The organism is Curvibacter gracilis ATCC BAA-807 (assembly GCF_000518645.1).
GTDB lineage: Bacteria > Pseudomonadota > Gammaproteobacteria > Burkholderiales > Burkholderiaceae_C > Curvibacter > Curvibacter gracilis.
The window spans coordinates 187499-200712 of record NZ_JADZ01000011.1; the positions used below are offsets into that span (position 1 = coordinate 187499).

13 protein-coding genes and 1 tRNA gene are annotated in these 13214 nt (G+C 58.6%); 7 read left to right on the forward strand and 7 right to left on the reverse strand.

What is annotated here, in order from left to right:
- Positions 1-54: 54 nt before the first annotated feature.
- Positions 55-130, forward strand: a tRNA-Asn gene (locus L880_RS0109080).
- Between the two features lie 93 nt (positions 131-223).
- Here L880_RS0109080 and L880_RS0109085 read toward each other — a convergent pair.
- Complete coding sequence (locus L880_RS0109085) at positions 224-2500, reverse strand: PAS domain-containing sensor histidine kinase (protein WP_157462745.1); 2277 nt, start codon at positions 2498-2500, stop codon at positions 224-226.
- 57 nt (positions 2501-2557) lie between these two features.
- Here L880_RS0109085 and L880_RS35580 point away from each other — a divergent pair, with 57 nt between their 5' ends.
- The gene (locus L880_RS35580) at positions 2558-2719 is read left to right on the forward strand and encodes a hypothetical protein (RefSeq protein ID WP_157462747.1); all 162 of its coding nucleotides are present in this window, start codon (positions 2558-2560) and stop codon (positions 2717-2719) included.
- Between the two features lie 52 nt (positions 2720-2771).
- On the opposite strand, the gene L880_RS0109090 is transcribed toward L880_RS35580, so the two are convergent.
- Entirely contained in the window at positions 2772-3569 is a 798-nt protein-coding gene (locus L880_RS0109090) for an ABC transporter substrate-binding protein (protein ID WP_043329011.1), read from the reverse strand.
- A gap of 141 nt (positions 3570-3710) precedes the next feature.
- Positions 3711-4085 carry a response regulator transcription factor gene (locus L880_RS0109095; protein ID WP_027475414.1) on the reverse strand — a complete coding sequence of 125 codons (375 nt, stop codon included), beginning with the start codon at positions 4083-4085 and terminating at the stop codon, positions 3711-3713.
- A gap of 129 nt (positions 4086-4214) precedes the next feature.
- Between L880_RS0109095 and L880_RS0109100 the strand changes: the two genes are divergently transcribed.
- The 5 genes from L880_RS0109100 to L880_RS0109120 all read left to right on the forward strand — a co-directional run bounded on the left by L880_RS0109100 (position 4215) and on the right by L880_RS0109120 (position 8086).
- A complete protein-coding gene (locus L880_RS0109100; RefSeq protein ID WP_027475415.1) occupies positions 4215-4868 on the forward strand; it encodes a response regulator in 654 nt (217 codons plus the stop codon).
- Between the two features lie 9 nt (positions 4869-4877).
- Positions 4878-5639: a response regulator gene (locus L880_RS32085; protein WP_051443196.1), complete on the forward strand. Its 762-nt coding sequence runs from the start codon at positions 4878-4880 to the stop codon at positions 5637-5639.
- A 150-nt stretch (positions 5640-5789) separates the two neighbouring features.
- Positions 5790-6485 (forward strand): leucyl/phenylalanyl-tRNA--protein transferase, encoded by a 696-nt coding sequence (gene aat, locus L880_RS0109110; RefSeq protein ID WP_425389176.1) that lies wholly within the window; start codon positions 5790-5792, stop codon positions 6483-6485.
- 6 nt (positions 6486-6491) lie between these two features.
- On the forward strand, positions 6492-7238 hold the full coding sequence (locus L880_RS0109115; RefSeq protein ID WP_027475417.1) for an arginyltransferase: 747 nt from the start codon (positions 6492-6494) through the stop codon (positions 7236-7238).
- 110 nt (positions 7239-7348) lie between these two features.
- Positions 7349-8086, forward strand: coding sequence for an IclR family transcriptional regulator (locus L880_RS0109120; protein ID WP_245615046.1), 738 nt, complete (start codon positions 7349-7351; stop codon positions 8084-8086).
- 110 nt (positions 8087-8196) lie between these two features.
- On the opposite strand, the gene pbpG is transcribed toward L880_RS0109120, so the two are convergent.
- The 4 genes from pbpG to ilvC form a co-directional block, all read right to left on the reverse strand.
- The gene (pbpG, locus tag L880_RS0109125; RefSeq protein WP_027475419.1) at positions 8197-9207 is read right to left on the reverse strand and encodes a D-alanyl-D-alanine endopeptidase; all 1011 of its coding nucleotides are present in this window, start codon (positions 9205-9207) and stop codon (positions 8197-8199) included.
- 117 nt (positions 9208-9324) lie between these two features.
- Positions 9325-10863 (reverse strand): 2-isopropylmalate synthase, encoded by a 1539-nt coding sequence (locus tag L880_RS0109130; RefSeq protein ID WP_027475420.1) that lies wholly within the window; start codon positions 10861-10863, stop codon positions 9325-9327.
- Between the two features lie 241 nt (positions 10864-11104).
- Positions 11105-11944: a CDP-diacylglycerol--serine O-phosphatidyltransferase gene (gene pssA / locus L880_RS0109135; RefSeq protein WP_027475421.1), complete on the reverse strand. Its 840-nt coding sequence runs from the start codon at positions 11942-11944 to the stop codon at positions 11105-11107.
- A 182-nt stretch (positions 11945-12126) separates the two neighbouring features.
- The gene (gene ilvC, locus L880_RS0109140; RefSeq protein WP_027475422.1) at positions 12127-13143 is read right to left on the reverse strand and encodes a ketol-acid reductoisomerase; all 1017 of its coding nucleotides are present in this window, start codon (positions 13141-13143) and stop codon (positions 12127-12129) included.
- Positions 13144-13214: the final 71 nt, after the last annotated feature.

Here is a 13214-nt window from a genome sequence, read left to right on the forward strand (position 1 = left end):
TTTCTGATGATCCAAGTGCTGCCCATGCAGTCTTGTTGAGACGGTATCCGACATTCCTCGATAGCTCAGTCGGTAGAGCGCCGGACTGTTAATCCGTAGGTCCCTGGTTCGAGCCCAGGTCGAGGAGCCATTCAAAGGTCTTGCAGGCAAATGCCCGCAAGACTTTTTTTCTTTTTCTGTCGCAGCAACCCACAGGGTGCGCAGCGATTGGGCAGCCTCCTTTTCAATTCAAGGGCATGGGCTGGCTTTCAGTGCCCCCGGCTCGGGCCGGAAAATAGATGTGAAACTCGGCACCGCCTTCCGCCACATTGCAGGCTCGAATTCGCCCGCCATGGCCTTCGACAATCTTGCGACAGATGGCAAGACCAAGCCCCGTCCCGCCCGAGCCATTCTTGGTCTTGCTAGATTGGACGAAAGCTTCAAAGATTTTCTCCAGCTCCGCCTCTGGAATGCCCGGGCCGTGGTCGCGCACGACGATGTGGATCTCACCGGCATCCCCCATCTGCGCAGCCAGCGCAACGGTCTGATCATTGGGTGAAAATTTGACCGCGTTGGCCAACACGTTGCGTATCACCTGCTGAAAGCGCAAAGGATCCGCCCGCGCCACCAGGGGCAGTTCCGACAAGTCCATGTCGAGAGAGAGGTTCTTGCGTGCCAGCAATGGCCCCATTTCACGCGCGACAGGCCTGATCAAGGAGCGCAGGTCCACGCTTTCCAAGTGAAAGGTACCCACGGTGCTTTCGATCTTGGAGACATCCAACAGGTCATTGACCAATGCCAGCATCCGCTGGCCCGAGGCATTGATGTCATGGAACATGGCAACGATGCGATCGCTGCCTTTGCCCCGCATCACCCCCAATTCAGAGAAACCGATGATCGATTGCAGGGGGGTGCGCAATTCATGGCTGATGTTGGCCACAAACTCTGATTTGGAGCGCGATGCCTCTTCGGCCACATCGCGGGCCTCACGGATGGCGCGCTCCGCCTCGCGGAACTCGGTCACATCGGTGAGCACCGTCAGCACTCCGATCAAGGCGCCCGACTCGCCCGGAACCATCACCTTGCTGATCAAGACATCCCGCATGCCCATGTCGTAACGCGAGATGCGCGACTCAAACCGAATCTCGCCCCCCTGCCGAACCAGTTGCGCCTCAGAGTGCTCGTGCAATTGAGCTTCACTGGCCGGCAAAAAATCGGCAAAGCGCTTGCCGATCACCTGACCACGGTCCAGCCCCTTGAACTGCTCCCAAGCCTTGTTCACCATCACCAAACGCCCCAACTCATCCGCCATCGAAGTGGGCTCGGGACTGATTTCAAGCATCAAGCCAATCAAGGACAACTGCATTTGCAACTGGCGTTGAGTCTCAAGCAACTCAGTGATGTCCACCGCGCTGCCGGCAAATGCAGTGATCCGACCATCCACCAACAAGGGAACCACGGCCAACTCGAAATGACGGGTGCGCCCGTCTGCGCCCACGGTGGAGGCCCGGCAATGGCGCACACCATCCAAATGATCCAGCGCGAACAAGGTGGTGCGGTCGGTGGGGCGCTCAGGCACCAGAACATCCAGCACGCTGCGACCCAGCGCCTGATGCGCCTGCGCCCCGAGCAGCGCCGCCCACCTGGCGTTCACATAGGTCACCACGCCCGAGGCATCGGTGCGAAAAATCAACTCTTGCAGGCTTCGCAGCAGCACGCTCAATTCGCGCTCGCTGCGCACCACCTGGTCCCGCGCCCGATCAAACAAGACCCTGGAACGTTCCCGTGCCCGCAAGCTGCGATACAGGACAACGGCCATGCCCAACAGCATGAACACCACCACCAAGCCCGCCACCAACACGGGACGCGCCCGCGCCAGCCACCGCTGAGTGGATGCGGCCTGGGCCTGCTCAACCAAAACCACCAGCGGCCAAGCCCTGGAGGCTCGAAAGGCCACCAAGGTATCCTCGCCTGCAGCCGAGTGCTCCCGGTAGCTGCCATGTTCCCGCGCCACCTGGCGCTCACTGAAAAGGCTGTGCTGAGCCAAACTCAAGCCGGGGGCGTCGATCATGTCGACTGTGCTTGTCAACAACAGCCCGGTGTAGCTTGCCACGAGCACCGACAACGGGTTGTCGCCGATCACCTGGCGCTGAAAATTCACCAGCGCATCTGGATTGACCAAGGCCACCACCAACATCGGCTGCCCCCCCGCCAATGCAAAGCCATACAGCATGGGCAAACTGTTGATACCCGAGCGCAATTCGGCACGGGACGCCCCCACCTCAAAATCAATCAGGCTGCGCCCACGGATCAAAGGGCCCAACAAAGTCTGCCCACGTGCAGGGCGTGGCCCCAACAAGGAAAGGTTCACCTGCCGCCGGACCTCGCTGGCCGATGAACTGACCAACACCTGGCCTTGTGCATCCAGAACCGCAATCGAACGAACAAAAGGCACACCACTGAGGACCTGCGTCAGTTGGTGGCTCAAATGAGGCAAATCAGCCAGCGAATCCTGCAGCAAGACCGTCTCCGCCAGCGAGTTTTGCACCACGGCCACGGCATCAAAGGATCGGCTGGCATGGTCTTCGATCACCCGTGCATACAGCTCCTGCTGACGCAAATCCTGCTCCACCACCTGCTGGTGGCCACGCCAAGACATCCAGACAATGGCCATCAACAACAGCAATGCAAACAGCACACCCGTGAACAGCGCCAACTGGCTCGACAACCATTGAGCTGACGACGATTTCAAAGAAGATTCCTGGCGCATGTGAACCGAACCCATCCGCCCGTCAGGGCTGAACTACCATGGAAGCCAAACCATGCCGCTTGGCATGGGTCTCAAGACGACCATCCTTTTGGATACGGGCAACAAAATCATCCACCGCAGAATACCAACTCTCATCTCCTGGCTTGACTGCATAGCCATAGGGCATGACATGAAACGGCTTGGGCGGAGAAATCAAAGTGGCCCAATCGGCGTTGTCCAATAATCGGCGGCTGTAAGGATAGTCCGTCATGAAGACATCGATACGCCCCGCCTCCAACTCCCGTTCGCGGGTCTGAGGCGGCTTGATGCTGACGAGCCTTGCCTGCTTGAGCGTGGCCGCCATCACAGGCTCCATGAAGGTTCCGGCCTGGGTCCCAACCAAGATGCCAGGCCGATCAATGTCGGCCCACTGTTTGATGGCAGCACTGGACCGTGTGGTGATGGCATATATATCGCTGCGCAAATAGGGCCTGGTGAATCTGAGATGCTGCATGCGTTGCGCCAGCATGGCCACCGCAAACATGGCAATATCGCAGCGGTCACCCAATACGTCAGGCACCAGGGAAGCAAAGCTTGAATCAACAAACTCGACTTTCACCGACAGATCAGCCGCCAACTCTTGGGCCAAATCAATATCGATACCCACCAGCTGCTGGGTACGCGGATTGCGGTAGGTGACGCCGTAATAGTCTGGCCAAATGCAGACACGAATGGTCTTGCTCGCCTGCACGCGCTCATGGACGCTACCAGCCATCACACCGGGCCAGGCCATCGAAAGCCCGATGCCCAAGACCCAAGCGGCCAGAAACCGATGCAACATGATCTACTCCTGGTATCGACCACCGCCCCGCCACTCAGGCGAGAGACTCGCCTGGCACATCACAGGCACAAGCCACAATCTCACACAACGCTGGCTGCGCCCCCATTTCCGGTCACCTGCCGGGTCACCCCGCAAGAGCCATCATGAGGAAGCCTCCTCAAGCTTGTTGATGGTTTCGATCAATTGCAACAGGCTGAACGGCTTTACCAGGTACTCGTCAGCACCAGCTTCAAAACCCGCCGCACGGTCTTCGCTTTGCCCGCGAGCGGTCAACAAGATGACCTTGGAACCCGTCAATTGGGGATTGGCCTTGATACGCCGGCAGACCTCCAGACCATCAATGCCCCCAGGCATCATCACATCGAGCAGCACCAGGTCAGGACGCAGTTCCTCGGCCATGTTGAGGCCGGCCTGCCCGTCGGCCGCCTCAAATATTTCGTACGCCACAAACTCCATCGTCATTCGCAACAGCTTGCGAATATCCGCGTGGTCGTCGACGATCAGTATCTTTTTCATGCAGTACCTCGCGATAATTCAAAAATCGCCCGAGAAGCTGATTTTCGACAAGATATGCATATCATATAAATTATTTTTATCATTTGTCAAGTCTTTTTTTACAGCAGTCGTGCCAAAATACAGCGCATCATGACCCAAGAAGAAAATTCCACACGCGATCACTACACAACCCTCGAGGTGGCCGGCCTGCTGGGCATGGCCGTTCGATCGGTTCAACTGATGGTCGACAGGGAGGAACTCGAGGCCTGGAAGACGCCGGGCGGCCATCGGCGGATTTCTCGCACCTCCGTTGAACGCTGGATTGCCTCCCGCAAGCCTGCGGGAAGCCAGGCCGACCGCTCCGTGATGGACCCCTCCACGGGCCGCACAGCGCCAAGCCTGGGCGGATCCAGAGTCCTGTTGATCGAAGACCGCACCCATTTCCAGAACCTGGTGAGCATGCTCATCCGGCAGCACTTCCCCAATGTCGACCTGCGCGTGGCCGACGATGGAATTGCCGGCTTGGCGATCTACGGCCAGTTTCAACCCGATATCCTGATTGTTGACATCCTGCTTCCCGGCATCGATGGCCCCACCCTGATCACCAGCCTGAGGTCTCATCCTCAATTTGCCCGCAGCCAGTTGATCGTCATCACCTCCCTCGATGAAACCCAGCGAGCGCCCTACGCATTTGCTCTGAAGGGCGTGCGCGTCATTCACAAGCCCAGGCTGGTGGCCGAACTGCCCGGCCTTTTGGCGCAGGTGCTGCCGGCGGGAGCTGGTCAAGCCAAATCGATTGCTTGAAAGCGCTGCATGCCTCGCATCTTGTTGATTGAAGACGACGCCTCCATCCAGCGCTTTGTGGAGTTTGCCCTGGAAGATATAGGCGCCGAACTGGTGATCACAGACACGGTCAAGCAAGGCCTCCGCCACCTGGAACAGGCACCTTTTGACCTGATCCTCACCGACCTGATGCTGCCCGGCGAATCCGGCATCACCTTGCTTGAAAAGCGGCGCGAAGATCCTGGTATCGCCCCGCAAACCAAGATTGTGGTGTTCAGTGCGGGCCTGACAGCCGATGTCAAGACCCAGTTGGAAGCCCTTGGGGTTTGGCGCATGTTGTCGAAACCCATCTCGGTCATGGATCTTCTGACTTGCGTCGAAGAAGGGCTTGGCAGCCAACCCCCTGCGCAAGTCTGCGCACCCAACGAGTCCTCTGCGTCCAGCGCCTCAGTCTCTCTGAACGACCTTGAACGTCATGCCATCGAGACCCATTTCAATGGCGATGCACAGTTGTTCCTGATGTACCGACAGGCCTGCCTGACGCAGTTCAGTGTCGACATCGAGGCCGGCAACCTGGCCAGCCAGAGCCACGATTTACCGGCCCTGCGCCGAATGGGCCACAGCCTCAAAACGGTTCTTTACACCCTCGCCGAAGAGCAAGGCGCCTTGCTCGCCAAGTCCCTGGAGCACCTCGCGGAACAGCAGGATCTGGCGTCCGCTCTGCACCAATGGGGACAATTGCGCAGTGCGCTCCAGGACGCACAGCATAGGCACCAGACGAAACCGGGTTGAACGCATCCTCCCGGCCCCATTCGGCTCTGCTCATCAAAGATGACTCGCTGCATTGAAGGCGCGGGGCGATGAAGCAACGACAGCTCCGTGAACACCCCCTACAAGCCACCGCAACTGCCCTTTCTCGCACCAGGTGAGGCGTTTCCGCCCGTGGAGCAGTGTTGGGGCCCGCTCGATCCCTTGCCGGGGCTGCTGGCCGCTGGCGCCGACCTCAGTCCAGCCACCCTGATTCAAGCCTACAGGCACGGCATCTTTCCTTGGTTCAGCAGTGGCCAGCCCATTCTGTGGTGGAGCCCAGACCCCCGCATGGTGCTGCCTGTGAGTGGCTTTCGGATGCGGCGCAGCTTGCGGCAAACCCTTGCACGGCGGCTTGCTCAAGGCAACTTCGAAATCCGGTTCGACACTCAATTTGAAACTGTCATGCGGGCCTGCGCGCAAAGCCCGCGGCCCCAGCAACAAGGCACCTGGATCTCCGAAGACATGATCCAGGCTTACGTCAAGCTCCACAGGATGGGCATCGCTCACAGCGTGGAGACCTGGGTTGATGGCCAACTGCAGGCAGGCCTGTATGGCATCAACCTTGGGCGGGCCATGTTTGGCGAGTCGATGTTCACCCGCATACCCGATGGCTCCAAGCTGGCACTGGCCGCCCTGGTCGGTTTTTGTCTGGACAACGACATCGAATGGATCGACTGCCAGCAAAACACCCGGCATCTCGCCTCCATGGGGGCCCACGAAATCGAACGCAAGGCCTTCACCGACTGGCTCACCAGGGTCACGGAGAAGGCCCCGCCAAGCTGGCAATTTAATTCCGTATACTGGGATCGTGTCAGCCGCCTCAGGTGAAGACCCGTGACCCAGCTCAATGACCTGCCCCTGCAAACCCTGCAGTTCTACGCAACAGCACCCTACCCGTGCAGCTACTTGCCCGAAAGGCAGGCTCGATCACAGGTCGCGACGCCGGGTCATCTGATCCAAACCAGCCTTTATTCCGATTTGGTCTCTGCGGGCTTCCGGCGCAGTGGCATGTTCACTTACCGCCCCTACTGCGATGGATGCCGAGAGTGCCAACCGCTGAGGATTCTGGCGCAGGAATTCACTCCCAACCGCAGTCAGCGCAGAGCCGTCAAGCTTCATGGGCACTTGGACGTCCGTGTGATGAAGCTGCATTTCTCGGCCGAGCACTATCAGCTTTACCTGCGCTACCAAGCTGGCCGACACGCTGGTGGCGGCATGGACCACGACAGTGTGGATCAATACACCCAGTTTCTGCTGCAGAGCCGGGTGAACTCTCGTCTGGTCGAGTTTCGAGAGCCTGGCGCTGATGCCAACACACCGGGCCCCCTGCGCATGCTCAGCATTTTGGATGTGCTGGACGATGGACTGTCAGCGGTCTACACCTTCTACGACCCCGACGTCGGTGGCAGTTTCGGCACGTACAACGTGATGTGGCAGATAGAGCAGGCCAAAGCGCTCTCGCTACCCCACGTCTACCTGGGCTACTGGATCAAGTCCAGCCCGAAAATGAACTACAAGGCTCAGTACCAGCCTCATGAGGTCCTGGTGGAGCAGACTTGGATTCGAAACACCGCGCGCTGAACGGACAACCATTTCACCAAGTAAAATAAAAACAACTACAAACATGGTTAGCAATGCGAAAACGAGATACAACCCAGCCGACCAGCCCCAGCATCCAAGTCATTGAGCGCATGTTTGCCCTCATTGACGTACTCGCTTCTCGCGAGGAGGCCATTTCGCTCAAGGAAATCAGCGAAAGAACCGGCCTGCACCCCTCCACAACCCACCGGATTCTCAATGACCTGGCAACGGGCCGTTTCGTCGACCGACCGGAGGCCGGCAACTACCGATTGGGCATGCGACTGCTGGAGCTCGGCAACCTCGTCAAGGCCCGTCTCAGCGTGCGCGACGCAGCACTCGCCCCAATGCGTGAATTGCACAAGCTGATCCAACAACCCGTCAACCTCAGCGTTCGCCAAGGCGACGAAATTGTTTATGTCGAACGCGCCTACAGCGAGCGATCGGGCATGCAGGTGGTCAGAGCCATTGGCGGTCGGGCCCCACTGCACCTGACCTCTGTCGGAAAGCTGTTTCTGGCCGTGGACGAACCGCAGAAGGTCCGAGCTTATGCCACACGCACCGGCCTGGCTGGCCATACGCGCAACAGCATCACGCAACTCCCCATCCTTGAACGCGAGCTGTCCAAAGCCCGCCAGTACGGCATCGCCCGAGACAACGAAGAGCTTGAATTGGGAGTGCGCTGCATGGCTGCGGGCATTCATGACGACCAAGGGCGCCTGGTGGCCGGACTCTCGATTTCCGCACCCGCAGATCGCCTGGACGAGGGCTGGCTGCCGAAGCTGGAGGCGACCGCAGGGGAGATTTCACAAGCCCTGGGCTACAAACCCAGCGCCCCCAACGCGGTCTGAGCTTCGATCCAGACGATCCCTGAGGCGCAGATTCAAAAAAAGCCCGGGAGGTCCATCGACCACCCGGGCTTTTTGCATGTCCACCGTGTGCAGCAGAGCTGCCGCGTCGATCAACCGTTGCGCGCAGCAATCATGGGATGGTTGCTTTCCACCCAACGCTTGACGCGCTCCGCATCGGCAATACGACTGAGTTTGCCAGCAGAGTCCAGAAACACCATGATCAGCTTGCGCCCTGCCACCTTGGCTTGCATCACCAGGCACTGCCCTGCTTCAGAGATGTAGCCGGTCTTTTGCAGGCCAATATCCCAGGCCGGATTTTTCACCAAGCGGTTGGTGTTGTTGTATTGCAGCGTGCGGCGCCCGACTTCAACCTGGTAGCCGGGGGAAGTTGTCAGTTCGCGCAGCACGGGGTCGGTGTGAGCAGCATTCACCAACACAGCCAAATCACGGGCGCTGGATTGGTTCTTGCTGGACAAACCTGTGGGCTCCACATAGCTGGTGTCCAGCATTCCCAAAGACTTCGCCTTGGCGTTCATCAACGCTACAAAAGCAGACAAACCGCCCGGGAATGTGCGCCCAAGGGCATGAGCAGCCCGGTTTTCGCTGGACATCAAGGCCAGGTGCAGCATCTCACCCCGGCTCAGCGTCGACCCCACGGCCAGGCGGGAGCTGCTGCCCTTTTCCGTGTCAACGTCGTCCTGGGTGATGGTGATGTTCTCATCCATCGACAAATGGGCTTCACTGACGATCACGCCAGTCATGAGCTTGGTCAGTGAGGCAATGGGCAACACCGCTTGGTCGTTCTTGCTCAAGAGCACTTCGTGGGTGTCCTGATCCACCACCAAAGCCACGCTGGAGCGCAGAGCCAAAGGATCCGACGAGCCGTGCAAACCAGCCATTTGCCCAAACGAAGCCTTGGCCGGCACCACCACGGTCGCACGCGCAGCCGTCTTGTGCAGACGCGGTGCGTGCGCGACCTTTTGAATGGCGTGAGCACGGACAACTGGTGCCTTCTTGCGCTCCGCAGCGTGAACTCCCCCCACCGAAACAGCCAACAACAAGGCCGAAAAAGTCATCAAACGGTTGAAACGGTTCATGGGAGCGATCAAAGAAGAAATCATGCAGGCTCTCCGTGCTAGATACGAATCTTACACACGGCTACGATAAAGAAAAACCCACGCAAGATCAACCACTTGCGCGAAGTTTTTCAGGCTTTCCAGTAATTATAAAGAGCCTGCTCAGCCTTGGGCTGCAACCCGATCAGCTTTACTGTGCAATTTGTTCAGCGCGCTCAGGTAGGCCTTGGCCGACGCGACGACGATGTCAGGATCAGATCCCACACCATTGACCACGCGACCGCTGTTTTGCAATCGGACCGTGACTTCGCCCTGGCTCTCGGTCGAGCCACTGATGGCATTGACCGAATAGAGCACCATTTCGGCACCGCTTTTCACATGGGATTCAATGGCTTTGAGCGAGGCATCCACCGGCCCGTTGCCATCCGACTCTCCGCGCACTTCCTTGCCCTCCACAGTGAAGACAATGCTGGCACGGGGACGCTCGCCGGTTTCGCTGTGCTGCGACAGGGACACCAGGCTGTACTGCTCTTTCTCGGTGGCAACACTCTCATCACTGACCAAGGCCAGGATGTCTTCATCAAAAATCTCGCTCTTGCGGTCCGCCAGTTCCTTGAAGCGGCTGAAGGCGGCATTGACCTCCTGTTCGCTTTCCAGGCTGACGCCCAGTTCCTGCAGACGTTGCTTGAAGGCATTGCGGCCACTGAGTTTGCCCAGAACGATCTTGTTGGCGGACCAGCCTACGTCTTCAGCACGCATGATCTCGTAGGTATCACGCGCCTTGAGCACGCCGTCCTGGTGAATGCCGGAAGCATGCGCAAAAGCATTGGCGCCGACCACAGCCTTGTTCGGTTGAACCACAAAACCTGTGGTCTGGCTCACCATGCGGCTGGCAGCGACGATGTGCTGGGTGTCGATGCCCAGATCGAGGTTGAAATAGTCGCGTCGTGTCTTCACCGCCATGACCACCTCCTCGAGCGAGCAGTTGCCAGCTCGTTCACCAAGGCCGTTGATCGTGCATTCGATCTGACGGGCCCCCCCGATCTTGACGCCTGCCAAGGAGTTGGCCACCGCCATGCCCAGATCGTTGTGGCAATGCACCGACCAGATCGCCTTGTCGGAGTTGGGCACACGCTCGCGCAGGGTCTTGATGAAGTTGCCGTACAGCTCCGGCACAGCGTAGCCCACCGTGTCGGGAATATTGAGGGTCGTAGCCCCTTCGTTGATCACGGTCTCGAGCACGCGGCACAGAAAGTCCATGTCACTGCGGTAGCCGTCTTCTGGGCTGAACTCGACATCGGCTACCAGATTGCGGGCAAAACGCACGGCCTGCTTGGCCTGTTCAAGAACCTGATCCGGCGTCATGCGCAGCTTCTTCTCCATGTGCAAGGGAGAGGTTGCAATGAAGGTATGGATGCGCGAGCTGTTGGCACCGCGCAGCGCCTCGGCCGCACGGGAAATATCTCGATCGTTGGCACGGGAGAGAGAACAGACGGTCGAGTCCTTGATCGCATTGGCGATGGTCTGGACAGCCTCGAAGTCCCCATTGGAGCTGGCCGCAAAACCGGCCTCGATCACGTCCACTCGAAGCCGCTCCAGCTGACGTGCAATGCGCAGCTTTTCGTCCTTGGTCATGGAGGCACCAGGGGATTGCTCGCCATCACGCAAAGTGGTGTCGAAAATGATCAGCTTGTCAGTCATGAAGGTCTCCGAAAAGGTTGAATCTTGAGCCCAAAAAAGAAAAGGCCCGCAGCAGATGAAACTGGCGGGCCGCTCGGGGTAATCCTGGTGTCAGATGTACGCGCTCAGCCCGCCCTGCTTAGCAGAAGGGCCACTAGCGACAAGCCAATGTAAGCAAGCAACTCAAGCTTGAGAGCCGCACCAACACCGACACGCAACAAGTGGGAAACACGCATGCGGACAAATGTAGCACAGGCCCCGCTCACTTGTGCAAGCCGCGCTCATCCGGCTCATCGGTGCTTGTACTGATCACGCTGGTCTGCATGCCTTTGGTTCGGCGCCAGATGTACACGCCATATCCACTGAACCCGTAGATGATGAACAAGCCAAACAACACGATGGGTGGGTGGATGTTGATGACGGCAATCCCCAGCGCGATGAGCACAATCACAGCAAACGGAACACTGCGCTTGAAATGCACATCCTTGAAACTATAGAAAGGCACGTTCGTGACCATGGTCAGGCCTGCATACAAAGTCAGCGCAAAAGTGATCCAGGTCACCTGGGTCCAGGTCAACCAGCTTGACTCGCCCGCTCGAATACCCGCTTCGGTCACCAACCAGATCAGACCCGCCACCAGAGCAGCGGCAGCGGGTGACGGCAGCCCCTGGAAGTAGCGCTTGTCGACCACGCCGGTGTTGACATTGAAGCGAGCCAGTCTGAGTGCCGCACAGGCGCAGTAGACGAAGGCCGCGATCCAGCCCCAGCGTCCCAAACCCTTGAGCGCCCACTCATAAGCAATCAAGGCAGGCGCGGCGCCGAAAGAGACCATGTCGGCCAGCGAATCCATCTGCTCACCAAAGGCACTTTGGGTGTTGGTCATGCGCGCCACACGACCGTCCAGGCTATCCAGCACCATGGCACAAAAAACACCCACCGCGGCTTGATCGAAACGGCCGTTCATGGCCATCACGATCGAATAAAAGCCGCCAAACAAGGCTGCCAACGTGAACAGGTTCGGCAACACATAGATGCCTTTTCTGCGCTTTGGCAGCACCACCTCATCCAGGCTGTCAGGTGATGACGCATTGCCATCGTGCATGAATCGTTCTCCATTCAAAAAATCAGCGACCCGCTCAGGGTTGCCTGCAGGGCCGGGCGAAACACCACGTCCAGTCAGCCAAGTTTAAGCCACAGGGCTCCTGCCAAAGCAAAAAACAAGGGCCACCCGAGGGTGGCCCTTGTCTGCACCAGGCGACGGCCTTGCGGCCATGCCAGGTTTCATCAGTTGCGGGTCTGGTCAACCAGCTTGTTCTTGGCGATCCAAGGCATCATGGCGCGCAATTGACCGCCCACCTTTTCGATGGAATGGTCAGCGGTGTTGCGACGACGAGCCGTCATGCTCGGGTAGTTCAGGCGGCCTTCCTGGATGAACATCTTGGCATAGTCACCGTTTTGGATGCGCTTCAGGGCATTGCGCATGGCGGCACGCGACTGCTCGTTGATCACTTCGGGGCCGGTCACGTACTCGCCGAACTCAGCGTTGTTCGAGATCGAGTAGTTCATGTTGGCGATGCCGCCTTCATAGATCAGGTCAACGATCAGCTTGAGTTCGTGCAGGCACTCGAAATAGGCCATTTCAGGAGCATAGCCAGCTTCAACCAGGGTTTCGTAACCCATCTTGATCAGCTCGACAGCGCCGCCGCACAGAACAGCCTGCTCGCCGAACAGGTCGGTCTCGGTCTCTTCCTTGAAGTTGGTTTCAATGATGCCAGCCTTGCCGCCACCGTTGGCCATGGCATACGACAGGGCCAGATCACGGGCCTTGCCGCTCTTGTCCTGGTGCACCGCCACGAGGTGAGGCACGCCGCCACCTTGGGCGTAGGTCGAGCGAACGGTGTGACCAGGAGCCTTGGGAGCCACCATCCACACGTCCAGGTCGGCACGGGGCACCACCTGGTTGTAATGCACGTTGAAACCGTGGGCGAAAGCCAGCGAAGCGCCTTGCTTGATGTTGGGGGCCACGTTGTTGGTGTAGACCTCGGCGATCTGCTCATCAGGCAACAGGATCATGACCACGTCGGCAGCCTTGACCGCGTCATTGACTTCCAGAACAGTCAGGCCAGCCTTGCCAACCTTGTCCCACGAAGCGCCGCCCTTGCGCAGACCGACCACCACCTTCACGCCGCTGTCGTTCAGGTTTTGGGCGTGTGCGTGACCTTGAGAGCCGTAACCGATGATGGCGACGGTCTTGCCCTTGATCAGGCTCAGGTCACAGTCCTTGTCGTAAAAAACTTTCATGATGTTCTCCAATGAATGAGGTTTGGCGATAACGCCCAGTGACAGGCTCGGGGCGAACGCTCGGGAACAAT

Coding starts and splice junctions, on each gene's coding strand:
- L880_RS35580 (WP_157462747.1), top strand. CDS start 2,558: ATGGTCTTCGATCACCCGTGCATACAGCTCCTGCTGACGCAAATCCTG.
- L880_RS0109090 (WP_043329011.1), bottom strand. CDS start 3,569: ATGTTGCATCGGTTTCTGGCCGCTTGGGTCTTGGGCATCGGGCTTTCG.
- L880_RS0109095 (WP_027475414.1), bottom strand. CDS start 4,085: ATGAAAAAGATACTGATCGTCGACGACCACGCGGATATTCGCAAGCTG.
- L880_RS0109100 (WP_027475415.1), top strand. CDS start 4,215: ATGACCCAAGAAGAAAATTCCACACGCGATCACTACACAACCCTCGAG.
- L880_RS32085 (WP_051443196.1), top strand. CDS start 4,878: ATGCCTCGCATCTTGTTGATTGAAGACGACGCCTCCATCCAGCGCTTT.
- L880_RS0109120 (WP_245615046.1), top strand. CDS start 7,349: ATGTTTGCCCTCATTGACGTACTCGCTTCTCGCGAGGAGGCCATTTCG.
- pbpG (WP_027475419.1), bottom strand. CDS start 9,207: ATGATTTCTTCTTTGATCGCTCCCATGAACCGTTTCAACCGTTTGATG.
- L880_RS0109130 (WP_027475420.1), bottom strand. CDS start 10,863: ATGACTGACAAGCTGATCATTTTCGACACCACTTTGCGTGATGGCGAG.
- pssA (WP_027475421.1), bottom strand. CDS start 11,944: ATGCACGATGGCAATGCGTCATCACCTGACAGCCTGGATGAGGTGGTG.
- ilvC (WP_027475422.1), bottom strand. CDS start 13,143: ATGAAAGTTTTTTACGACAAGGACTGTGACCTGAGCCTGATCAAGGGC.